The sequence below is a fragment of the Providencia stuartii genome (assembly GCF_029277985.1).
In the GTDB taxonomy this organism is placed as follows: Bacteria; Pseudomonadota; Gammaproteobacteria; order Enterobacterales; family Enterobacteriaceae; genus Providencia; species Providencia zhejiangensis.
This window is the reverse complement of the sequence record NZ_CP119546.1, coordinates 2,834,675-2,859,243: the sequence shown is the minus strand read 5'-3', so window position 1 is coordinate 2,859,243 and position 24,569 is coordinate 2,834,675. Positions and strand designations below refer to the sequence as shown.

The 24,569-nt window shown below is 41.5% G+C and carries 21 protein-coding genes; 9 read left to right on the top strand and 12 right to left on the bottom strand.

The genetic code is table 11. The annotated features are described in order from the left end of the window. Positions 1-54: 54 nt before the first annotated feature. Positions 55-2,097 (bottom strand): choline transporter, encoded by a 2,043-nt coding sequence (locus P2E05_RS12720; RefSeq protein WP_154624571.1) that lies wholly within the window; start codon positions 2,095-2,097, stop codon positions 55-57. A 210-nt stretch (positions 2,098-2,307) separates the two neighbouring features. Between P2E05_RS12720 and betI the strand changes: the two genes are divergently transcribed. From betI to betA, 3 genes are read left to right on the top strand one after another with little or no spacing between them, the layout of a single operon-like run. After that, positions 2,308-2,904 (top strand): transcriptional regulator BetI, encoded by a 597-nt coding sequence (betI, locus tag P2E05_RS12715; protein ID WP_154624572.1) that lies wholly within the window; start codon positions 2,308-2,310, stop codon positions 2,902-2,904. Positions 2,905-2,933: 29 nt separating this feature from the next. Continuing rightward, a complete protein-coding gene (gene betB / locus P2E05_RS12710; RefSeq protein ID WP_196712977.1) occupies positions 2,934-4,412 on the top strand; it encodes a betaine-aldehyde dehydrogenase in 1,479 nt (492 codons plus the stop codon). Positions 4,413-4,451: 39 nt separating this feature from the next. After that, a complete protein-coding gene (gene betA / locus P2E05_RS12705; RefSeq protein ID WP_272657441.1) occupies positions 4,452-6,119 on the top strand; it encodes a choline dehydrogenase in 1,668 nt (555 codons plus the stop codon). A 337-nt stretch (positions 6,120-6,456) separates the two neighbouring features. On the opposite strand, the gene cutA is transcribed toward betA, so the two are convergent. Next, positions 6,457-6,804, bottom strand: coding sequence for a divalent-cation tolerance protein CutA (gene cutA, locus P2E05_RS12700; protein WP_154624575.1), 348 nt, complete (start codon positions 6,802-6,804; stop codon positions 6,457-6,459). Positions 6,805-7,492: 688 nt separating this feature from the next. On the opposite strand from cutA, the gene P2E05_RS12695 reads away from it, so the two are divergent. Beyond that, complete coding sequence (locus P2E05_RS12695) at positions 7,493-8,965, top strand: anion permease (protein WP_154622932.1); 1,473 nt, start codon at positions 7,493-7,495, stop codon at positions 8,963-8,965. Between the two features lie 84 nt (positions 8,966-9,049). On the opposite strand, the gene P2E05_RS12690 is transcribed toward P2E05_RS12695, so the two are convergent. Then, the gene (locus tag P2E05_RS12690; protein WP_154622931.1) at positions 9,050-9,265 is read right to left on the bottom strand and encodes a 3-oxoacyl-ACP synthase; all 216 of its coding nucleotides are present in this window, start codon (positions 9,263-9,265) and stop codon (positions 9,050-9,052) included. Between the two features lie 308 nt (positions 9,266-9,573). Here P2E05_RS12690 and P2E05_RS12685 point away from each other — a divergent pair, with 308 nt between their 5' ends. Both P2E05_RS12685 and P2E05_RS12680 read left to right on the top strand, forming a co-directional pair. Beyond that, the gene (locus P2E05_RS12685; protein ID WP_154622930.1) at positions 9,574-10,446 is read left to right on the top strand and encodes a DMT family transporter; all 873 of its coding nucleotides are present in this window, start codon (positions 9,574-9,576) and stop codon (positions 10,444-10,446) included. Positions 10,447-10,605: 159 nt separating this feature from the next. Continuing rightward, the gene (locus P2E05_RS12680; protein ID WP_154622929.1) at positions 10,606-10,926 is read left to right on the top strand and encodes a hypothetical protein; all 321 of its coding nucleotides are present in this window, start codon (positions 10,606-10,608) and stop codon (positions 10,924-10,926) included. A 54-nt stretch (positions 10,927-10,980) separates the two neighbouring features. Here P2E05_RS12680 and P2E05_RS12675 read toward each other — a convergent pair whose 3' ends face one another. Beyond that, complete coding sequence (locus tag P2E05_RS12675) at positions 10,981-12,072, bottom strand: NADH:flavin oxidoreductase/NADH oxidase (protein ID WP_154622928.1); 1,092 nt, start codon at positions 12,070-12,072, stop codon at positions 10,981-10,983. A 605-nt stretch (positions 12,073-12,677) separates the two neighbouring features. Here P2E05_RS12675 and P2E05_RS12670 point away from each other — a divergent pair. The 3 genes from P2E05_RS12670 (at position 12,678) to P2E05_RS12660 (ending at position 16,099) form a co-directional block, all read left to right on the top strand. Continuing rightward, a complete protein-coding gene (locus P2E05_RS12670) occupies positions 12,678-13,994 on the top strand; it encodes a CitMHS family transporter (RefSeq protein ID WP_276122816.1) in 1,317 nt (438 codons plus the stop codon). A gap of 276 nt (positions 13,995-14,270) precedes the next feature. Beyond that, a complete protein-coding gene (locus P2E05_RS12665) occupies positions 14,271-14,981 on the top strand; it encodes an RNA ligase family protein (protein ID WP_154623071.1) in 711 nt (236 codons plus the stop codon). Then, positions 14,978-16,099, top strand: a complete 1,122-nt coding sequence (locus P2E05_RS12660; RefSeq protein WP_154623070.1) for an AAA family ATPase — start codon at positions 14,978-14,980, stop codon at positions 16,097-16,099. The genes P2E05_RS12665 and P2E05_RS12660 overlap by 4 nt, the downstream gene beginning before the upstream one ends. A gap of 67 nt (positions 16,100-16,166) precedes the next feature. On the opposite strand, the gene P2E05_RS12655 is transcribed toward P2E05_RS12660, so the two are convergent. The 8 genes from P2E05_RS12655 to citC form a co-directional block, all read right to left on the bottom strand. Then, entirely contained in the window at positions 16,167-17,222 is a 1,056-nt protein-coding gene (locus P2E05_RS12655) for a 4-oxalomesaconate tautomerase (RefSeq protein WP_249998984.1), read from the bottom strand. A gap of 178 nt (positions 17,223-17,400) precedes the next feature. Next, complete coding sequence (locus P2E05_RS12650) at positions 17,401-18,834, bottom strand: anion permease (protein ID WP_154623068.1); 1,434 nt, start codon at positions 18,832-18,834, stop codon at positions 17,401-17,403. A 236-nt stretch (positions 18,835-19,070) separates the two neighbouring features. Then, entirely contained in the window at positions 19,071-19,955 is an 885-nt protein-coding gene (gene citG, locus P2E05_RS12645) for a triphosphoribosyl-dephospho-CoA synthase CitG (protein ID WP_154622465.1), read from the bottom strand. Next, positions 19,936-20,481, bottom strand: coding sequence for a citrate lyase holo-[acyl-carrier protein] synthase (gene citX / locus P2E05_RS12640; protein WP_276122815.1), 546 nt, complete (start codon positions 20,479-20,481; stop codon positions 19,936-19,938). The genes citG and citX overlap by 20 nt, the downstream gene beginning before the upstream one ends. Positions 20,482-20,485: 4 nt before the next feature. Then, on the bottom strand, positions 20,486-22,012 hold the full coding sequence (gene citF, locus P2E05_RS12635; RefSeq protein WP_154622463.1) for a citrate lyase subunit alpha: 1,527 nt from the start codon (positions 22,010-22,012) through the stop codon (positions 20,486-20,488). A gap of 10 nt (positions 22,013-22,022) precedes the next feature. Next, the gene (gene citE / locus P2E05_RS12630) at positions 22,023-22,919 is read right to left on the bottom strand and encodes a citrate (pro-3S)-lyase subunit beta (RefSeq protein ID WP_154622462.1); all 897 of its coding nucleotides are present in this window, start codon (positions 22,917-22,919) and stop codon (positions 22,023-22,025) included. Then, positions 22,919-23,215: a citrate lyase acyl carrier protein gene (gene citD / locus P2E05_RS12625; RefSeq protein WP_154622461.1), complete on the bottom strand. Its 297-nt coding sequence runs from the start codon at positions 23,213-23,215 to the stop codon at positions 22,919-22,921. Before citD ends, citE begins: the two co-directional genes overlap by 1 nt. Continuing rightward, a complete protein-coding gene (gene citC, locus P2E05_RS12620) occupies positions 23,212-24,288 on the bottom strand; it encodes a [citrate (pro-3S)-lyase] ligase (RefSeq protein ID WP_163862286.1) in 1,077 nt (358 codons plus the stop codon). The genes citD and citC overlap by 4 nt, the downstream gene beginning before the upstream one ends. Positions 24,289-24,569: the final 281 nt, after the last annotated feature.

The following is a 24,569-nucleotide window of genomic DNA, read 5'->3' as shown; positions in this document are numbered from 1 at the left end:
GGCATGTTATTGTTATTTAAAAAGGGGCCTAATTGGCCCCTTGCAGTAAAACGCTTAATTAGTTTCAGGGAAGGTCAATGTTGCCCCTGGAGCTTCTCTACTTAAGTGAATGAAATTCAGATGTTTTTCGTATTGATCTAAAATGTCACTGATCACCTGTTCTTTGGTGTAATCCATTAAGTCATTGCCTTGTGTTCCCTCCCAAAGGAAGGTCTCTAAGCGATAGTAATGAGATTTTCCAGAACGAGCTCGGTAAGTAAAGCCCGGCACAGAGTAACGCTGAGGCCAAATTTGATAAATAAAGTTCTGCTCTTCGGCCAGATCAACGACAAGTTCTAAGTGATTTAAACGTTCATCGCCAACGGGGGGAAGGCTATTAAATTCAACGTTAGCACCACGTAGCGATAACTCTTTTGCTACCTCTTGCATTGCGGGTGTACAGACTAAATCCAACATACGCTGTGTATAGGTAGTACCTGGGAAGTTCATCACACGACCTAATCGCTGTTTCCAGTTTAATTTTCCGTTACCGTATAACGGGGCTGGTGCATTGGTCGTCAGTGAACTTACTCGTCTGAAATCTTCCACTTTAAGTGACTTATACAACCCAGCCATAATAAAGAAAATAACAAAACTGAAAGGTAAACCCATAATGACGGTTGTGTTTTGTAACGCCGCCACGCCATCGGTCATTAACATCCCTAAGGTTAATAAACCAATTGCGACAGACCAAAAGATACGTAACCAGTTCGGCGCATCATTGTTGATATCGCTTAAGTTTGACGTGAAATTACCAAGGACTAATGAGCCTGAGTCCGCGGAGGTCACATAAAAGAGTAAGCCTGTGATTGTCGCAACGGAAGCGGTTAAACCAAAACCTGGGTAAAGTTCAAGCAGTGAATAGAATCCTTTTTCAGGCGCCGCTAGAACGGTTTCAGCAAGTGCTTTATTGCCATGAATGATTTCGTATAACGCACTGTTACCGAAAATAGATAACCAGAGAAGGGTAAACACAAAAGGGATAATCAGTGTGCCAATGACAAATTGGCGAATGGTTCTTCCTCGTGAAATACGCGCAAGAAACAAACCAACAAATGGCGACCATGCGACCCACCAAGCCCAGAAGAATAAGGTCCAGCTATTCATCCAATCCGTTGGGCGGTCAAAGGCAAAGCTATTGAGCGTCATCCCCATAAAGCGATTAATGTAATCACCGACATTAAGGACTAGCGCATTGAGTAAGAACTCAGTATCACCAACAAACAAAATGAATAAGATCAAACCTAATGCGAGCAATACATTAAGTTCCGATAAAATACGGATCCCCTTATTGACCCCAGAAGTGGCTGAAATCACGGCCATGATGACGGAGAGCAAGATTAATCCCCCCTGAACACCAAGCCCTTGCGGGAGGTCAAACAGGACTTTTAAACCATAATTGAGCTGAACAACACCAATACCGAGTGTGGTTGCAATGCCAAAAATAGTACCAATAACCGCGGCGACATCGACGGTATGACCGATAGGCCCATAAATACGTTTACCAAAAATCGGATAAAGTGCAGAACGGATGGTTAACGGTAAATTGTAGCGGTAGCTAAAGTAACCAAGCGCAATTCCCATTAATGCATACATAGACCAGCCCGTCAGGCCATAGTGGAAGAGAGTCCACACCATCGACTGACGAGCTGCTTCTAATGTTTCCCCTTCGCCTGTAGGTGGCAGCATATACTGTGTCACGGGTTCGGCGACGGAGAAAAACATCAGGTCGATACCGATTCCGGCAGCAAACAGCATGGCAGACCAACTGAGTACACTAAATTCAGGTTTCGATTGCTCTGGACCTAATTTGATATTACCAAAACGAGAAGTCGCTACGAATATCACAAAGACAATATACAGCGTTGCGGCTAATAGATAATACCAACCAAACGTTTTTGATACCCATCCAAGGGTGGCAACGATCCACTGATTGGCCGTTTCTGTCATGAGTATGGTGAAAAATGAAAATGCTAGTATTAAACCAGCAGAAGTGAAAAAAACCACAGAGTTTAATTTGTCTTTCTGCTGATTTTTTGGACTATTTTGAATTGTCATCGGCAGTTTCCACAATTTTATTTATTCGAAAGTTAAAAGTTACATTCTTTGCTAATTTGTTGAATTAAAAGCAAAGAGTTGAATTTTTACGCCTATCCTCTCCTTATGTTTGTAAAGTAATTGTGATAAAATATAGTTAATATTGATTGAATGTTCAATTAAAAAAAAGTTTAATAAATAGGTTCACTGTATTTTTTGGGTTAAGAAATCATGCCGAAAATAGGAATGCAATCGATACGTAAGCAGCAGTTAATTCAAGCCACACTTGATGTGATTAATGAAGTCGGTATGCAAGAGGCGAGTATCGCTTTAATTGCTCGAAAGGCGGGAGTATCAACCGGCATTATTAGTCATTACTTTCGTGATAAAAACGGTCTGCTAGAGGCGACAATGCGCCATATACAGTACCAACTAGGCGTTGCTGTTGCGATGCGTTTAAGACTGTTGAGTCATGCTCAGCCAAAGCAGCGTATTCAAGCCATCGTTGAAGGTAATTTTGATTCTTCACAAATTAGTGAAGCGGCGATGAAAACATGGCTGGCATTTTGGGCAAGTAGCATGCATCAACCGAGTTTAAATCGGTTACAGCAAGTGAATGATAGACGGCTATATTCCAATCTCAGTTATGAATTTTCGCGTGTACTTGATAAACAATCTGCACGCATGGCTGCTAAAGGATTAGCGGCATTGATCGATGGGTTATGGTTGCGTAGTGCCTTGAGTAATGAGGCTTTTCCCCTGCAAGATGCTTTAACCATTACGAATGAATATATCGATATGCAATTTACTCGGCATAAGGATAGCTAAGCCAACCGTTTTAACAGAAAGGAGATATTATGCACCAACCACAATTACATAAACTTTATATTCATGGTGGTTATGTGGATAGCTCACAACCTGAATGTGGGCAGTTTGATGCAATGAATCCAGCGAATGGTGAAGTGATCGCATGTTTACAATCTGCAACGCGTGAAGACATTGATTGGGCTGTGGAAAGTGCCAAACAAGGGCAAAAAGTATGGGCAGCGATGACGGCAATGGAGCGTTCTCGTATTTTACGCCGTGCTGTTGATATTTTACGTGAGCGCAATGACGAATTGGCACACTTGGAAACGTTGGATACCGGTAAACCATTATCTGAAACACGCTATGTGGATATTGTCACGGGTGCTGATGTTTTAGAGTACTATGCAGGCTTGATCCCCGCGTTAGAAGGAGAGCAAATTCCTTTACGTGAGAGCGCATTCGTCTATACACGCCGCGAGCCACTTGGGGTTGTTGCTGGGATTGGTGCGTGGAACTATCCAATTCAAATCGCACTTTGGAAATCTGCACCCGCTTTGGCGGCAGGTAATGCCATGGTATTTAAGCCAAGTGAAGTCACATCGCTGACCGCACTAAAACTGGCTGAGATTTATACGGAAGCCGGACTGCCAGCAGGCGTTTTTAACGTTGTGACGGGCGCTGGTGCGGATGTGGGTCAATGGCTAACAGAACACCCAGGGATTGCAAAAATATCCTTCACCGGTGGTGTTGCGACAGGCAAAAAAGTGATGGCAAATGCTTCGGGTTCGACATTAAAAGATGTCACGATGGAACTTGGTGGCAAGTCACCGCTTATTATTTTTGATGATGCTGATCTGGATAACGCAGCAGATATTGCCATGATGGCCAATTTCTATAGTTCAGGCCAAGTTTGTACTAACGGCACTCGAGTTTTTGTGCCAGAAAGCTTAAAAGCACAATTTGAAGAGAAAATTCAACAACGTGTGGCGCGCATCAAAATAGGTTCACCGCTCGATGAGACAACTAACTTTGGTCCATTGGTGAGTTTTCCACATATGGAAAATGTATTGCGCTATATCGAAATAGGCAAACAGCAGGGCGCTAAATTACTTTGTGGTGGTGAGCGTTTGACTGAAGGAGCATTTGCTCAAGGCGCTTATGTGCTGCCAACCGTCTTTACTGATTGTTCTGATGATATGCAAATCACCCAAGAAGAGATTTTTGGTCCTGTGATGAGTATTTTGAGTTATCAGTCGGAAGATGAAGTTATCGAACGTGCAAACCATACGTTATATGGCTTAGCCGCAGGGCTTGTCACTCGTGATATCTCACGAGCGCATCGAGTCATCCATCAATTAGAAGCGGGTATCTGTTGGATAAATACTTGGGGGGAATCACCAGCACAAATGCCTGTTGGGGGCTATAAGCACTCAGGGGTGGGTCGTGAAAATGGCCTAGTAACACTCCAAAATTATACTCAAATAAAATCAATACAAGTCGAACTTGGGGAGTTTGCCTCGGTATTTTAATCGCTTATTTTAAATTTGACTGAAACAGAGGAGATAACAATGGTCTATGACTACATTATTATCGGTGCTGGTTCAGCCGGTAACGTTCTTGCTACCCGCCTGACAGAAGATTCTGATGTTACTGTGCTGCTCCTTGAAGCTGGAGGACCGGACTACAGGTTCGATTTTCGTACACAAATGCCAGCGGCTTTAGCCTATCCATTACAAGGTCGACGTTATAATTGGGCCTATGAAACTGATCCTGAACCGCATATGAATAATCGCCGTATGGAGTGCGGACGAGGAAAAGGATTAGGAGGCTCATCACTGATCAATGGCATGTGCTATATCCGTGGTAATGCATTAGATTTTGATGGGTGGGCTCAAGCACCAGGCTTAGAAGATTGGCGTTATCTCAATTGTTTGCCCTATTTCCGCAAAGCAGAAACGCGTGATATAGGGGCTAATGATTATCATGGTGGCGATGGCCCCGTGAGTGTGACGACACCGAAAAATGGCAATAACGTGTTGTTTCATGCCATGGTTGAGGCCGGTGTTCAAGCGGGTTATCCGCGAACTGATGACCTGAATGGCTATCAACAAGAGGGCTTTGGCCCTATGGATAGAACAGTAACGCCAAAAGGGCGTCGTGCGAGTACGGCTCGTGGTTATCTGGATCAAGCCAGAAAACGTCCTAATTTAACTATTATCACGCATGCTACGACAGATATTATTGAATTTGAAGACAAAAAAGCAGTCGGTGTGAAGTTTTATCAAGGGAATAATAAAACAGCCGTTCAGGCAAAAGCACGTAAGGAGGTTCTATTATGTGCTGGGGCGATAGCTTCACCTCAAATTTTGCAACGTTCGGGGGTTGGGCCTGAAGATGTTCTGCAAGAGTTTAATATTCCTGCTGTACATGTCTTACCGGGAGTAGGGCAAAATTTACAAGATCATCTGGAAATGTATTTGCAGTATGAATGTAAGCAGCCTGTATCTCTCTATCCAGCATTAAAGTGGTATAACCAACCCGCAATTGGTGCTGAATGGTTATTTAAAGGTACGGGGATTGGTGCCAGTAACCAATTTGAAGCTGGCGGATTTATTCGTACCAGCGATAAATTTGCGTGGCCAAATATTCAATTTCACTTCTTACCTGTAGCCATTAACTATAACGGCAGTAATGCTGTAAATGTGCATGGCTTCCAAGCACACGTTGGGTCGATGCGTTCACCTAGCCGTGGTCGTGTAAGATTAAAATCCACGGATCCTTATCAGCACCCTAGTATTTTGTTCAACTACATGTCCAGTGAACAGGATTGGGAAGAGTTCCGCGCAGCCATTCGTATTACACGTGAAATCATGGCACAGCCAGCACTGGATCCTTATCGAGGTAAAGAAATTAGCCCTGGTAAGCATATCCAAACGGATGAAGAGCTGGATGCATTTGTGCGTGAACGTGCTGAAACAGCATTTCATCCCTGTGGTTCATGCAAGATGGGATATGATGAAATGGCCGTTGTTGACGGTGCAGGTCGGGTTCATGGACTCGAAAATCTCAGGATAATTGATGCATCAATTATGCCGCTGATTATCACGGGTAATTTGAATGCAACAACCATCATGATAGCTGAAAAGATGGCGGATAAAATCCGTGGTCGTGAGCCGTTACCTGCGAGCCAAGCAGACTACTATGTTGCAGGTGATACGCCTGTACGCCAAATTTAATCATCATTCATTTTATTTTCGCCCCCGATTTATTGGGGGTTTCTTGTTTTATTGAACAGTAAAAATAAGCGTATATCACAGTAGGTGAAGTTACTTATTTAACTCCGTTGATTTTCAAGTGACCCCTCTTTAAATGAGGGTCTTTTTTATACTTTTATTGATATGTTTTAATAGGATAAAAAAGCCCTCCTAAAAGAGGGCAAATAAATCGAAAACGAGAACTTCTGTATAACATTAATTTTTTACTTACCAGAGCTGACCAGTTGTTTACCCTTAGATAATGAGAGATGTGATTGAAATATTGAGAGCTTACTCACTATTTAGGATGATTATTGGTTCATTTTACCGCTTTTATTAACCACTCTAGATAACGGCTATCGATTTTATCTAAATCTAGGCTAATCAACTCTGGGGTTTCGTATGGGTGAATTTCCTTGATGGCAGCGAATAATTCAGGCTGATTTTTATGCGTAGATTTAATGAATAACATTATTTCTTTATCTTGTTCGATCGTGTTTTTCCATTGATATATCGATGTTATCTCGGGTAGCAAAGAGACACATGCCGCTAACCGTTTATCTAATAATTGCTGAGCAATTTTGATGGCATTGTTTTGGCTATTCGTCGTGCATAAAATAATACAAGGCTGTTGTTCTTTATCATAACTAACATCATTTTTTGTCATTTATATTTCCTCAGAGTCGTGAGTTTATTTGGAGTATATTCATGATTAAGGTTAGATTAAATAGCCATACAGGGTATGAAATTCAATCAACAGATAATTGTAGTGCAGAGAGTAATAGTTTCATACCTTAATTATCATGATGGTAAGAGAAACAAAATTATGAAAGAGAAAATAGGTACAAAGAGATTATTATTTGAACACTATAGTAAATGAAGATTGAAGTCTTTTATTTAATGTGATTATTTCATAATAAAAGCTGTTTATATTAATAATTCGATTCAGCCTTCATTTTTGTTAATTTTAATATAAATTAGTCTGGTTTTTTGTATATTGTGGTGTTTCACTTTTATATTGCTTTAATAATTAAGCCGATATTCTTTATGAGGGAAAATGAATTTAAAGATTAAGGAGGATCTTATAAATGGCTATCTCCAATCATCTCATTTTCTCAATTAGGAATATGTTAATTCTATGATAATTACTTGTTAATTGTTAACAATATTTTTTGTAATCATGAATTACATTCTGTTACTAAATTAAAATCGTTTCTTATATGTAAAACTAAGTAACTCAATGATAACGATCAAAGTCTGGCAGAGATATTTCGCTAACATGTTTACAAAGATAGAAAATATATGACTAGAAAAAATTTTATTTCCATTTTTAAAACTCGTATGGATATCCTGATATGAATAAACTGACCCCTCTAAAACCGATACCTACATTGATTGCAGTTGCAATCACACTCATTATTTGGTTCCTTATCCCCGTACCGGAAGGCGTTAATCCGAATGCTTGGCATTTATTAGCGCTATTCGTTGGTACGATTGCCGCTATTATTGGTAAAGCACTACCAATAGGTGGTGTGTCTATTATTGCTATCGCGTTAGTCGCCGTGACGGGAGTGACTAATCCGAATTCAACAAAGGCTGCGATTGCAGATGCATTAAGTGGTTTTTCTAATGACCTGATTTGGCTAATTGGTATTTCAATCATGGTCTCTATGAGCTTAAATAAAACCGGATTAGGCGCTAGAATTGGTTATTATGTTATTTCATTGTTTGGTAAAAAAACGTTGGGGATAGCTTATTCACTTGCCATTGCTGAGACAGTACTTGCTCCTGTAACGCCAAGTAATACTGCTCGAGGAGGGGGAATCATTCACCCGATTATGCGCTCAATTGCTGATAGCTTTGGCTCTAAAGCGGATGATGGTACTTCTGGGAAAATAGGTCGTTACCTCTCGTTAGTGAACTACAATATTAACCCTATTACTTCTGCAATGTTTATTACCGCGACAGCACCAAACCCACTCATTGTCAGTTTGATCGTCAGTGAAGCAGGGGGAGCGAGTGAATTAACATGGTCAATGTGGGCTATTGCAGCATTTGCGCCCGCTTTAGTTTCATTAATTTTGATGCCTTTAGTCATCTATTTCATGTATAAACCTGAAATCACCTCAACACCCGATGCGCCTAACTTTGCCAAAGAGCGTTTACAGCAATTAGGCCCTATTTCATTACCTGAAGTTATTACACTCGGGGTATTCGTATTATTACTGTTAATGTGGGCTGGGGTACCGGCAATGTTATTTGGCCCAAGCTACAGTGTTAATGCGACAACAGCAGCATTTATTGGGCTAGGTATTTTACTCTCAACGGGCGTAATAAATTGGGATGATGTATTAAAAAATAAAGGCGCTTGGGATACCGTCGTCTGGTTTGCTGCTTTAGTGATGATGGCGAGCTTCCTTGGTAAATTAGGGCTGATTAAATGGATGTCTGTCTCAGTGGGAACTTCGATTGATAATATGGGACTGAGCTGGGCGTCGGGAGCCTTAATACTTGTTCTAATTTATGTTTATTCGCACTATTTCTTTGCAAGTACAACAGCGCATATTACCGCGATGTTTGGTGCTTTCTTTGCTGCTGGATTAGCACTTGGCGCACCTCCAATGTTACTTGGATTAACATTGGCATTCTCATCTTCGTTAATGATGTCATTAACGCATTATGGTACAGGGACGGCACCGATTATTTTTGGTTCTGGTTATGTAACATTAGGTGAATGGTGGAAAGCCGGTTTTGTGATGAGTGTTGTTAACCTAATTATTTGGATCGGCTTAGGTAGCGTTTGGTGGAAATTCTTAGGTTATTGGTGATTAATTAAATGAATTAGTTTGGTCATTTTGAAGAGACCCCCAGTAGTTGAACCACTAATTACTGGGGGCTTTTTTATAATACAATTACAGCAAATAATTAATCAGTAATATTAACAGGGCACTGACTAAACAAGCTGTCAACATAATGCTTGACCAACTGATGTTGAATGATGAATCCCTTGTGTTTTTCCATAATAAACTGATTTCCGCAGGATACGCATATTTACGAGCCTGAATAGCACGCTTAATATTCTGAACGGCCGCAGGATCGGTATCCGCGTTTTTAGGAATATTCCTCATATTGACCCGCCTTTTCAAATATAGTTTTGATCACGTCTTGGCATAAAACTGAAGATATTATGTCATGCTTAAAAAGGAGAAAAATTGACGGATTAAAGAGCTGATTTCCTCATTTACGAAATGAAAAACAGGAAATAGAGGAGATGGCAACGAAAAAAGCAAACTTCGGTGAGACGAGTCATTTATAAAGAGGAAATTTTGTTGCTATAAAGGTCTTATTTGATTGTGAATATAAAATATCGATTGGCATAAAACATATAGGCAGTATGATTATCACTAATAAACATAATCAATAGGTAAAATAAATTATGCAGCCACAAAGAAAAGCGGAAGTGTTCTTAGTGCTGACTACCTTTATTGCTGCATGGGGATGGGTATTTTCCCGTGAGTCCGTGCAAGGTATGCCAATCTTTGCTTTTCTCGGAAGCCGTTTTTTACTTGCAGCGGTTATTCTCTTACCTTTTTGCCTAGGTAAACGAAATCGAATTCAATTACAGCAAATTCCGAGCATTTTAATGACCGGAGGATGGATGGCTCTTAACCTCGTCTTATGGATTTATGCGGTAGCGACAACCGATTCATTAGGTGAGGGGGCATTTATTATGAGTTTAGCGATGCTATTTGTGCCATTAGTCGGATGGGTTTTGTTAAAAATTCGTCCTACACGTTACTTTTGGCAAGCACTACCTGTGGCAGTCTTAGGTCTTGCCTGTTTGACCCTATTTAAAGGGCAAATCCAATTTAAAAGTAGTCAACTTTGGTTTTTAGCCGCAGCAATCGTACAAGCAATTTACTTTTGTTATACCAGTGTTTATGCCCGCAGTGTGCCTATTTTACCGCTAACGACCATTCAATTAGCTTGTACAGGTATCGTTGGGCTAATGTTGTCTTTCTTTTTAGAAGAGTGGCCTACAACGATAGCCACATCGACCTTAATGTGGTTTATCGCAAGTGTGGTGATTGCAACGAGTTTACGATTTATTTTGCAGTTAATTGGACAAAAAAATACGACTGCTGCAAATGCTGCGATCATTATGATACTCGAGCCTGTTATGACGGTATTTGTTGCCGCTATTTGGTATCATGAGAGAATGCCTGCCATCCAAATTTTAGGCTGTATTCTTATTTTAAGCGCATTGTTTTATTATCGATGGCGCTCTTTTCGCTTATTATCGAAATAAGACGGCAATGAAAAATAGCCTTTATACTAGAGATTTTTTAATCTAAAGCAGCTATTATTATTCACATGTAAAAGGTATGGGGAATTAATCTAAATATGATTTTCTCATTTGGTTTTTTAGATTAATCGTAATGCAAACTAAATTTATAATAGGCTAAAGATGAAAAAGATCGCATTAGTTTTGGGTATGGCAGGCGTTATGACTTTATTGGCAGCATGTTCGGATGATAAAGCGGAAATTGCTGAATATAAAGCAAGTTTTGTGAATGATTGTGTAAAAGCATCCGGTAGCCCAGCCGGTGAAACCGCAGATGCTATTAGTGCTATCTGTGGTTGTGCCTATGATAAGACTATCGAAAAATATGGTTTGAAAGAGTTCAAACGTATTGAAGGTGAATTAGCGAAATCAGCAACCGCTGAATCTGATTTCCAAAAATCAATGATTGAATTTGTTAATCAGTGCACGCAGGCTGAGCGTTAATTAGCGTCAATCACAGCGGCGGTTAAATCATCTACCGCTGTGATTGCTTCTTTTTTAGCTAAATAATTGCTTAAATTGATGTGGCGCACTTCGCAAATATTGTGGGGCGACTTTGATGTGTTCTGCTAATTGTGTCGCTGCATGCCATGGCCAACGTGGGTCAAACAACATTCCTCGGCCGATCGAAACAAAATCAGCTTGCCCTGTTGCAATAATGGCTTCTGCCTGAGCAGGCTCCGTAATTAAACCAACCGCGATAACAGGCATAAAGGTATGCTCATTGATCGCTTGAGCAAGTGGGACTTGGTAATTTGGGCTGATTGGGATCTGTTGTTGTTCAGATAACCCACCGGAAGAAACATGGATATAGTCGCAACCTAATTCTTCCAATAATTCGCTAAGTTCAATGGATTCAGGCACATTCCAGCCACCATCAACCCAGTCCGTTGCTGAGATCCTTACACCAACAGCAATATTAGGGCTAATGGCCTCTCTGACTTCCCGAAAAACATCAATTAATAAACGGCTACGATGAGTAAAACTACCGCCGTATTCATCTTGTCGTGTATTTGATAATGGGGATAAGAATTGATGCAATAAATAACCGTGTGCCGCATGAATTTCAATAACGTCAAACCCAGCATATTCCGCGCGTTTAGCGGCATCGACAAAATGTTGTACTGTTTCAGTGATCTCTTGTTGACTGAGTTCACGCGGTGGATGTGCATGACCAAAAGGTAAATTGGATGCAGACACTGTCTGCCAACCATGCGGTTGTTCTTTGGCTAAACTTTGACCGCCAAGCCAAGGAAGGTCGGAAGAGGCTTTTCTACCTGCATGAGCGAGTTGAATTCCTAAGCGTGCATCAGCAAACTGCCTGATATCTTCTAACATTTTTTTTAATGCATCGGCTTGTTCATCATTCCACAGACCTAAGTCTTTATAGGTAATGCGTCCTACAGGCGTCACTGCACTGGCTTCAATAATGACTAAAGCAGCCCCTGACAAGGCAAGGTTCATATAGTGGGCATTATGCCAAGCTGTTGGCATGCCATCGGTAGCAGAATATTGGCACATTGGTGGAACAATGATCCTGTTATTTAAGGAGACCTGCCCAAGAGAGGCGGGAGAAAATAGGAAGCTCATTTGTCTTGTTCCTTAGTGGTCGTGAGTCATTTGTCTATAGTACTCATAAGTTTAGTCTTATTCTGTGCTGTTCATGTGGTTTTATCCTATCCATGATCTCGCGCTAGTAATAACGGAATAATGCAAGTGAATAAGTATAAATTTGAGTGTTAAGTGAAAAAGTATAATTTCCTGCTTCTCACCGGTGATTTGAAAACAAAAAAGCTAAAAAAAAATAGAAAATATAAACTGATTTAATAATTTAAAATAATTACTGTCTGATATTCGCTAGCTTAGCAATTAAATAAATAAAAAACAAATCTAATTGGCGTTAATTTTCATTAATGGTTTTAATGGAGTTAATAGATTTTTTATCTGTTTTTTTATTTTAAATGCTAATTTTACTTGTTGATTTATCATCATTTATTCCGCAAAAAAGACAAATGACACTTGCGAAATTGAATTTTGATTTATATAAGAGCTGATAGGTAGATGTGTTTACTTGAGCATATTAAAAATAAATGTCTCACGATTGAAATTAAACAATGAAATAAATCAATACACATTTTAAGTATATTTAATTTTTAATATTCACCTGAAAATATAATTCTAATAAGGAACTCAATGTGTTAACAATTATTGGTATCTTGATCATTCTTTCTATCGTCACCCTACTGATGATGCGCAAAGTTAGCCCTATCATTGCTATGTCATGTATCCCCTTTATCGGCGCATTAATTGCGGGATATTCAATAGCAGAAATATCGACTTTTTTTGAAAGCGGCATTAATAAAGTTTCCAAAGTGGCTGCGATGTTCTTGTTCGCCATTTTATTCTTTAGTTTGATGAAGGATCTGCATATTTTTGATCCGCTGATTCGTTTGATGGTTAAAATGACGCGAGGCAATGTCATTATTGTCTGTGTTATGACCACATTAATTGCGGGCCTCGTACACTTAGATGGCTCAGGGGCTGCGACTTTCTTAATTATTATCCCTGCGTTACTGCCACTATATCGGCAGCTTGGCATGAGCCCTTACTTAATGCTGCTATTGATGTGTGCCAGCATGGGGATTATGAATATGGTGCCGTGGGGAGGCCCATTGGGACGCGCTTCGGCGGTAACAGGTATTGATGCGGCAACGTTATGGCAGAGTTTAATTCCAGTACAAATCATTGGCATGGCTGGTGCTGCCGTTTTCGCTGCACTAATGGGAGTACGTGAAAAACGTCGTATTGCTGCCGCTGCCGCTAAAGGCACTACGCCATACATGATGGATTCCTTGTTGCCAGCAAATGAACAGATGGCAGATATTAGTGAACAAACTCATAAACCGAAAAAACCGTGGATTAATGGCGGGTTAATCCTAGCCTCCGTGATTTGCCTTGCTTTTGGGCTACTTTCGGCGCCGTATGTCTTTATGATCGCCTTATCGATAGCTTTGCTAGTTAACTTCCCTAATCCAAAAGATCAGATGAAGGTGTTATCACAACATGCTCCACAGGCATTAGGCATGGTCGCTATTATCTTAGCTGCTGGCGCGTTTCTTGGAATTCTATCCGAGGGAGGCATGCTGAAATCTATCGCGGAAGACTTAACGGCAATATTGCCAACAGAGTGGGTATCTAAAATTCATATTTTTGTTGGAATTTTAGGTGTGCCGATGGATATTTTCACCAGTACGGACGCGTATTATTTCGCGCTATTACCGATCATTCAACAAATTGCTGAAACAGCTGGAGTCGATCCTTCATCTGTCGTGTATGCGATGGCGATTGGGAATAATGCGGGGACATTTGTGAGCCCATTCTCGCCAGCAGCTTGGCTTGCGATGGGGCTAGCAGGAATTGATATGGGACGTCATTTACGTTATTCATTCGGATGGATTTGGTTGTTCAGTTTCTTTACTTTAGCCATTGGTGCTGTGCTCGGGCTTTATTAGATGCTAGCCGTTTGACCAATATTTCACAAACCGTAGCCTAATTGGCTACGGTAATTTGTTGAATAGTATAAATTCGGATTAATTTCCTCGCTTTTTGCTTCACTGTTAGTCTAGAATGCCCCCGTTTTAATACAAAGGTTTTAAATCTATACCACTCCATTATGAGGCCGTTTCGCGGAATTAATATGTAATACCAACTCTTGATTTCTCATATAACGCAGAGGCAAATCTTGCGAAAAGATTTGTTGTTTTTTCTATTTCTGTAGAGAGAGCATAATGACTATGCAATCAAGAAAGTATGGTAGAACGTATCACTATCCGTTCTCACCTGGCACCACTAGCGATGATCGTATCAATAGCGATTGGTGGTCACACATCCAGAATATTAAGCAGCTGGTACATACTGAAAAACTCGATGGTGAAAATAATTGCTTAAGCCAATATGGGGTGTTTGCTCGTTCTCATGCGACGCCAACGCAGTCCGCATGGAGCCAACAGATACGTCAGCGCTGGCAGTTAATCAAGCATGATTTAGGGGATATCGAGCTATTCGGAGAAAATCTCTACGCCGTACACTCTATTGAATATCAACATATTGAAGATTATTTCTATATTTTTGCCGTACGACAAGGCCGCTACTGGTTAAGTTGGGATGAAGTCAAGTTTTATGCAGCATTGTTTGATTTTCCGACAGTGCCTGAGCTTTCCCTGAGTATTAGCCAACAGCAAGGGCCGCAAGTGTACGCACAACAACTCATCGAGGCGGCTTCACAGGATAGCCATTTCGGTGCTTGCGATACGCATACTCAACTCCCTTGCAGCATGGAAGGGATTGTCACTCGCGATAGCCAGCGCTTTTTAGTCGATGATTTCATGTCGCATGTGTTTAAGTATGTACGCAAAAATCATGTTAAGACTGATATTCATTGGAAAAGAAACTGGCAGCGAGCAAAGTTAGCGTTCGAGCGCAAAAAGGAGGCGAGATGAATTGGCAATTAACGGACACAACGGAGTGGTCACAGTTAGAGTCTCAATTTGAGTTTGTTCGTGATATGCGAGGGGTTCCTCAAGATGGATTACATCATGCCGAAGGCGATGTTGCGATACATACCCAAATGGTGCTTGCAGCGTTAGAAACATTGCCTGAATACCAGCAACTTTCTGACTTGCAGAAAAATATCGTATGGACGGCGGCACTCATGCATGATGTTGAAAAGCGAAGTACGACGCGCGAGGATGAAAACGGGCGCATTATTTCGCCGGGTCATGCTAAAAAAGGTGAGTTATCAACGCGGCAAATTCTTTTTCGGCAGGTTGAAACGCCTTTCATTATTCGAGAGCAAATTGCCGCATTAGTTCGCTATCATGGCTTACCATTATGGGTGATGGAAAAAAAGGATCCTGAAAGAGCGCTCTTTGCCGCCTCTTTACGTGTCGATATGTCGCTGCTGTGTTTGTTAGCAAAAGCGGATGTATTGGGGCGTATCTGTGAAGACCAAGCGGAGCTCTTATCTCGCATTGAATTATTTGAGCTATTTTGTCGTGAACAAGGTTGCTGGCAACAACCAAAAGCCTTTGCTTCTATGGCTGGGAAATTTCATTATTTCCATTATCAACGGGGTACACCTGATTATGCACCGTTTGAGGAAGCCGGAAGTGAAGTTATCATGCTGTGTGGATTACCTGGTATGGGGAAGGATCACTTTATTTCTCAGTACTTTCCTCAAAAAGAGGTTGTGTGCCTCGATGAAATTCGTCGCAAACATAAAATTAATCCAGCGGATAGAAATGCCCAAGGTTGGGTGGCACAGCAGGCAAAAGAGCAAGCTAAGGGGTTATTGCGTGAAAAGCAGGATTTTATTTGGAATGCTACGTCACTCAGTGCGTCATTGCGCGCCAGTATGATCGATTTATTTGCGCGTTATCAGGCTAAAGTTCATCTGATTTATTTAGAAGTACCTTATAAACAGTGGCAGCAACAAAATCGCCAACGTCAGTATGCGGTGCCTGAAAAAGTGATGTCGCGTATGGCCGATAAACTGGAAATACCGACACCCGATGAAGCACACCAAGTCTCTTATTTTATTAATGGTGAGTTTCAATAGCGAGATACTGCAAGGAAGTGGCGTCTATGATGAGTAGGCGCCATTTTTCAACTTACATTGTGACGGGTTAAGGGACATAGACATCCCCAGCAAATAGTTTTCTTGCTGTTCTGATAATTGAGGCTTGTAATCCTTCAGGGAAATGTCCTCGCTGATTGAGAGACACATCAAAATGCCCACTTAAATGTTCGATAGAGATGTGCTGCATATCGACTTTTTGAGATAAATATCGTTTTATCACACTGTTTTCTAAAATAGTGCCGGTTGCAATGGCAATAGCACCAGTGACAGCCAGTGCACCATGGCATTTATGTGGCATAAAGTAGCGTACGTTGACGGTTCCGCCATGAATAGCTGGGGAGACTAATATGGGTTTAGGGATAACTTTTTGGCTCACATCACCTAACCCCATTGCAAGGCCTGCTTGCTGGCGAATGCTTTCTAAGCGTTGCATAAACGTCTCGTCTGCTTCAAGCTGCTCCGCCGTTTCATAACCTGTTTTATTCAGTTGTGGAGCATCGATTAAAACAACGGGCATCGCCATATCGATGCAACTCACCTCCACCCCATCAAAAATATCGATTTCGTGCCCAGTGGGGAGCAATTTTCCTGTTTTGGTGCCACATGCATTTAAAAAGGTGAGGGAAATCGGTGCTGCCTGGCCCGGCACACTGGCGATAGTCGTACTTCCCTCGTACAACACTTGTCCATTTGGCGTTTGCACTGTGGCATTGACGAAGGTATGAGTATTGATGTTGCGAATACGAATGATCGTTTCATCGCCTGTAACCGGTATTAAACCTTTTTCTATCGCATATGAACCTACCGCACAGAGTATATTGCCGCAGTTCGGTGCCGTATCAACAAGACGATCGGTAATCGATACTTGTGCAAATAAATAATCAATATCTGCATCAGGGTGAGATGAACGACTGATAATCGCAACTTTACTGGTTTGTGGGCTGCCTCCTCCAATACCATCAATTTGCAAGGCATGACCTGACCCCATAATGGCTAATATGAGTTCATCACGTTCTTGGATATTTTGGGGTAAGTCATCCGCTAATAAAAATACGCCTTTAGATGTGCCTCCGCGCATCAACATACAAGGTATTTTTTTCATGTATTTTCCTCTGTAGAGTATCGCTTATTATTATTTATGCTGTTGATGGCATGAAATAAGATAACCGCTGCCCATAACACAGCAAAATAATAGAAGAGGGAGGTTTTATATTTATATGGGACCCAAATAATACTTGGATCCCATGGGTTATTTTTACGTTTAGGCTAAACGTTATTATTTAAATTAAACCAGCACTGATTAAGATTTCCCACCAGCCTAAACCAATGGTCATATGTACCAGTAAACTTAAGAATGCGACGATACCCCCAATAATCCACCAAGAACGAATGTCGTTATAACCAGCACCGAAAACAATTGGAGCTGCCGCGCCGCCATAGTGAGTTAAGCTACCGCCATATGCATTAGAGAACAGTAAACCTAGTGCTAGTAACATTGGCGGTGCCCCAGCCACCATACCCACGGTTGCAAATACAGGAACCATCGCAGCGACATAAGCACCACCAGAGGCGAATAAATAACGTATCGCAACACTGATAAACATGATCACAAAGAAGGCCAGCATTGTTTGATCGCCAAATGAAAGGTGTTGCCCCATCACATCAGCTAACCATTTGAAAAAGCCAGCTTTCGTTAGCACGCCAGACATTCCGATGATACCGCCATACCAAATTAAGGTATTCCAGCCACCTTTATTTTTTAACACATCATCCCAAGTCACCACGCCTAGAATTAATGTTAAGGCCATAACACAAATCGCAACGGTGGAGGCGCTAACGCCAATTTGGCCTGCAAATATCCATCCCGCCAAAGCTAAGATAAAGATAATACTGAGCAGTTTTTCTCTTACCGTCATTGGGCCGAGGTCAGCTAATCCTTTCGCAGCAATCTCTTTATTGTTGACTTTTTTCAACTCAGGAGGATACAATTTGTAGATGATAAGGGGAGTCAGGATCAACATAATTAGCCCAGGAATAGCAGCCGCAAGCGCCCATCCACCCCAACTTAAATGGATCCCCATAATGTCAGTCATCATGGCTAACGCTAATGCATTTGGTGCCATCGCGGTTAGGAACATATAGCTGGTGGTTTTTGTCACCATATAAACGTTCACTAACAGGTAATGGCCGGCTTTACGAGGGCTTTTTTCAGGATCTGAACCTAATGCCACCGCTACGCTGTTAATAATTGGAAAGACAATTCCCCCTGCACGTGCCGTATTTGATGGCGTTGCTGGTGCAATAATTAAGTCAAGAATTGCGGTGACATAACCAAGACCTAATGTTGTTCCACCGAGCTTGCCAATTAAAATATAAGAGAGCCGTTTACCTAAGCCTGTAATCACGAATGCCGCACTGAGCGTAAAGGCAGCAAAGACGAGCCAGGTTGTACCGGAGGCATAGCCATTAAGCACTTCACTGACTTTGACATCTTTAGTGCCTGTCACACCAATGACCACTGCGCTGGCAGCGATAGTGGCTAACAAAATAACAGGTTCAGAATAGGGCTTTAATACCAGTCCCACGATAGCGGCTAAGTAAAGACCAAATAATAACCACGCAATGTGGGGTAACCCTTCCGGTGTTGGGATTAACGATATGATTATGGGAATCGCTATGAGAAGAAATAGCTTCCATATTTTATCTTTTTGCATAGGCCAATTTCCTTAATGAATACTAAATTTGGTTAATATTAAAATTTATTATTTAATATTATGAATTTGTGTCTGGTGTATTTGGAATACAGCTATGCTTTGAATGGATATTGGAAATCCTTCAATGCCAAATACGGGATAAATTCGTTAAAACAGTAATCAATAATTAAGTTTTTTATTTTTGTTAATTAAATTTTATTTTTCCTGTGTCGGTTAATATTGAATTGGTGTTAATTTTATTTTGAATAAGGTAAGCGAGCTAAAAACCAAGTGAGAATTAATAAGTCTGCACTTCCACCTGGACTTAAGTTTTTTATAATGCATTGCCTATCGAAGCGTTTAATTTTTTCTAAATCTGTCGAATCAACTAATCCACCTTGGTCAAGTACCGCTTGTGCTTGGGTTTTCAGCCATGATAAACCGGCTAGTCCGCCACGATTGGCTACATTGGTATCATCATTGTTTGCCATTAATAAGATGAGTGTTTCAAGTAATGCGAGTTGTTGAGGTTTACCTTCAATAAGTTGTTTTAAATAATAAGGCAGAGATAAATCAACCACGAGTCGGTAACCACTTTCCGCTTCACCACGAGCACCTGTTAAACCAAATGATTGGTATAAACGCTGGCCTGCGGTAGGCGTATCCGTTATTTGCATTAATTCAGTCGTAATACCTTGGCACATCAGTGATACGTCTTGACTGATAGAGGCAGCCGAAACCGGTTTCTGTAACGCTAATTGACGGCCGATGATGGTTAATACTAATCCTAGAGAGAAGATTGAACCTTTATGCGTATTAACGCCTTTTGTCGCACGAAACATCGATTGTTCACATGCAATACCAATTGGGCGAATTTTTTTCAAAACATGCTGAACAGGGAGTTGTTTATACTTTGCGCCAGCGAAGAGAAAATCAGGAAAATGCTGAGCGATAGCACGGGCACTGAGATGAAAATCAGTCAACGCCATATCCTTGTGAGCCCCTGTATTCCATGCATCAACAAGGCCGGGTTTTGGGGTTAGATTCACCTCAGCCATCATGGCTTGCCAACCCAGTTGGCTATAATAATGTACGGCCTCATGTGTGAGCCGTTCTGTTTGCTCAATCGTTAGCGGACGCATTAGCTAGCACCTCGATTTGAGTAAGAATCTCATTCAGCGGATGGATACGCTCCCGAGCACAAATTTTGGCATCTTTTTCGCACAGCAAGCAGCGTCTAGCGGGAAGGCCTAGCTTGGCGCGTGAATATTGCCGCCCCTCAGCGTCAAAGACATCAAAATCCCATAAACGACCTACGTGAGATAACGCTTCTGCTTCAATTAAGGCATGTTTTACCTCAATGGCATTGGCATCTACTGCGACGAAACATTCAGGCCCCGTCGATAAGGCAAAAGATTGTTGCGCTAAAAGTACCCACTGCCTGCGTTGAGCGACCTGTTTAAGCGCATTTAATCCCTGATTAAAGATCAGTCTGACAAGATGATTATCTTTGACAGGACCAGGAAAAACGACAGTAAATGAAATCAGGGTTACCTGATGGAGACCAATCCACTGCTGCTGTCTAGCCTGACGGTTATCACGACTTTGTAGCAGCTCAGGTAAAGAAATTTCAAGTTGCTCTATGGTATCAGGCAGTGGGTAAAACATGGTGTTACTCCTTAACTTGATGCACGATATCAATCACAGAGCCATCTCGGTAGCGAACAACGGCGACGATTTTATCAGTGAATTCAATAGGATTAGGTTTACCTGTTAATAACTCAGCCCGTTCACGTAGCCAATCAATGGAAACGGTATTGATTCCTTGGTTTTCCAATTGTTGTTTCAATTCGGGGCGAGCTGGATTAACAGCGATACCATGGTCTGTGACTAAAATGTCGACACTAGACCCGGGTGTAACACAGGTGATCACTTCATCAACAAGCGTTGGTATACGGCCACGTACTAACGGTGCAACAATGATGGACAGTTTTGATGCAACAGCAGTGTCACTGTGACCCCCTGATGCGCCACGTATCACGCCATCGGATCCTGTCAGTACGTTAACATTGAATTTTGTATCGATTTCGAGTGCACTTAACACCACCACATCCAGCATATCCACCGAGGCACCTTTGGAATCAAAGCAGGCGTATTGATTGGCACTGATTTCGATATGATTTGGGTTGCGAGCTAATGACATTGCAGCGGCACGGTCAAAGCTTTGCACATCAATTAATTTACGAATAAAGCCTTTTTCATGTAAATCGACTATTGTGGATGTGATACCACCGAGGGCAAAACCGGCACAGATATTGTGACGGCGCATTTTATCTTCTAAGAAACGGGTAACAGCAAGTGACGCACCCCCCGTACCTGTTTGTAATGAAAAGCCTTCTTTGAAATAGCCTGACTTTTCGATAACGTCGGCGGCAGTTCGAGCGATCAAGAGTTCTCTAGGATTCGAGGTCATGCGGGTCGCATCGGCACCAATTTTATCGGCATCACCAACCCGTGGCACTTTGACAATATAGTCCACTTCATCCTGTTTAATACTTGCGGGATTGTGTGGGTATGGCAGTAGTTCTTCCGTTAACATGATGACTTTATTGGCAGTTTCAGCATCAATTTTGGCATAACCGAGTGAGCCACAACAGGCCTCACCAGTGTAACCATTAGCATTGCCATATTCATCACAAGAGGGGACCCCGATAAAAGCGACATCGATACTGAGCTCACCGCTGTGAATAAGATTAGCTCGACCACCATGAGAGTGGATTTGTACGGGTTCAGTTAGCTCACCACGAGAAATGGCTTCAGCTAATGGGCCTCGAAGACCTGAAGTATAAATTTTACGTACGACACCATGGCGAATATGCTCCACTAATGGTGAATGACAGGCACTTAACGAGCTTGAAGCCAGTGTGAGATGACGAAAACCCATTTCTGCGATGACTTGCATAACAAGGTTAATCGTTAAATCGCCACCACGAAATGCATGATGAAATGAAATAGTCATGCCATCTTTTAAACCCGCACGGCGAATAGCGAGTTGCAAGTCTTCACACAGTTTACGATTACGTGGTTTTTGCACCTGCTGCTGAACCTTGCCAATATCATTAAACTGACGATGTGATTCGTCTGTCATAAGGTCAAAATAGGCTGATACGCGAGCCTGACGCTGTGTCATATTTGTCATTTTTTATGCCTCACTCTTCCCGAATTCCTGATAATGCCGCTCGTGAAAGGACTAAACGTGCTCGATCAATCACTGGGCCATCAACCATTTTCCCGTTTAATGAAACGACACCACGACCTTCTTGCTCAGCAGCATTAGCTGCATCAACAACACGTTGAGCATGATCCACTTCTTTTTGGGTTGGGGCATAAAGGTTATGCAGTAGCTCGATTTGACGAGGGTTAATTAAGGATTTGCCATCAAAACCAAGCTGTTTAATGTGAGCAGCTTCTTTTAAGAAGCCTTGTTCATTATTCGCGTCAGAGTACACGGTATCGAATGCTTGAATACCTGCTGAACGCGCTGCCTGTAAAATAGCGCACCGAGCATAGAGGAGTTCAATGCCTTCTGGAGACCGCTCGGTACGCAAATTGCGAACATAATCTTCAGCACCTAATGCGATGCCAATAAGTCGGGGTGATGCGTGAGCAATATTGACTGCTTGTGTAATCCCCATGGGTGATTCAATTGCTGCGAGTAAACCGGTGCTACCCTGTTCACGACCACAGCTTTTTTCAATACGTAAGATTTCATTTTCGATATCAATAACGTCTTGCGCCGTATCTGTTTTTGGCAGACGTACGATATCGGCACCACCACGAACAACGGCTTCTAAGTCAGCGACACCGAAGGCCGAATCAAGGGCGTTCACACGTACAACCGTTTCAACGTCCTGATATAGCGGGTGCTGTAGCGTATGATAAACCAAGCGACGAGCCGTATCTTTTTCACGGAGTGTGACAGAGTCTTCAAGGTCGAACATCAAAGCATCCGCTTTATAAATAAAGGCATTACTTAGCATGGCCGCATTGGAGCCAGGCACAAATAGCATACTTCTACGGGTGCGATTTTTTTGTTGTGGAGTCATTATTGCTCCTCCCAAGGTAAGGCAGTTATGTCAGCAGCTCTGGCAAATAAAGCTTCTAAGCGTGCTCTAAGAACACATTCCAGAGCGCCTTTATCGTCAACAATAATTTGAGCCCCTTGGATGTCGTGTTGTTTAACTAGCTCAAGCACTACGTGTTCAATTGCATCGCCAAACTGTTTTTCAACACTACTGCTGATTTGTATCGAGACTTCTTGGGTGTCTTCTAAGGGTTCTATTCGTACCATGACATCACTTGATTCAAGCGTGCCAGCAACGGCTGCGTGGAGTATTTTCATAGTTCACCTGTGACTAATTCAGAATTTTCGATGCGGTGAGAGGCAGATGGTGAGCGGGAAGCTAACATATTCTCTAAATAGTGATAGGTTGCCTCAGGCACAATCGGCTTGATCGCCGCCAGATCTTTTTTAGCAAGTAGCCTACGTACTTGTGAGGCGGAAACTGCCGTGCCGTCGTAGACCATTCGCGGAGATTCAACCAGCTCAATAGGTGGGGAGTTGAGCGTGCGAGTTTCGAGCCAAAAGCGCATGTCTTCGTTATATTGATGAGTGACTTTGCAAAAAGGCTCTGTTCCAACAAAACGGTGAGTAATACCAAGCGCGGGGGCAATATATTGTCGAAAAATTTTAATATCGATTTCGGTATAACAATTATCAACAACCGCTTTATCTTTAATGAAATAACACGGGAAAGTTGCTCGAGAAATAATGTATTCAGAGCCTCTATGAATGGTAAGGTTCTCTATTCCTTGAGTGCCTGCTTCAATTAACTGTAATCTGACGCTGTAAGGGAAGCGTGAGGTATCTTCTTTGACAACAAAAAGATGAAGCCAATCACAGGATTTGGCTGCTTTTTCAATTAAATAGCGGTGCCCTAAAGTGAATGGATTGGCATTCATCACAATCGCGCCAATTTTTTTGCCTTCTTTATACTGGGCTTTTAAACTTTTAATATAGCGTTTTAGATAACAGCAGCTGTTCTCCATTAACACCATAATATTCGGCACGGTGGCTAGGGTATGGAATCCACACTGTTGAAATAAACTTTCATTTTGTGTTTTAGTATAAATAAATAAGTGAGTCGTATTATTTTCATAGGCAAGGTTAACCAATTCGGTTGCTAGCTTTAACGCTAAACCTTCACCACGAACATGATCACTAATTGCAACACATTTAATAACATTTTTAGCGAGGCCGCCACACGCAATTAATTGATCATTACGCGTAATCGTAATAAAAACGTCAATGCTGGAATCTATATCTAAATCGTTTTCTTTTAAAAACTGAGCTATTTCAGCTAGTTTCCTGTTCTCATGACGTTTTACTTGGTTAAACGTTATGTTTTCGAACATATTAGTATCCTGCATCTCATATAGAGATGTTTTTAAGTTGTTACTAATGTTAAAGTTAATTAAATAAAAGTTCGGATATTAATTTAATAAATAACTCATTAGCTTTTTATTTAATTACCCTGTTCGATATTAATATTAAAGATTATCTCATTATTATATTTGACCTATTTCATGTTTCTAAAAGGAGTTTGTATTTGTTTTATGGTTTTAATGTGTTTAATTATGGGATATGTTGTTTATTGCTTGGTTTTAATGTATTTAATTATTAATATGTCTCTTAT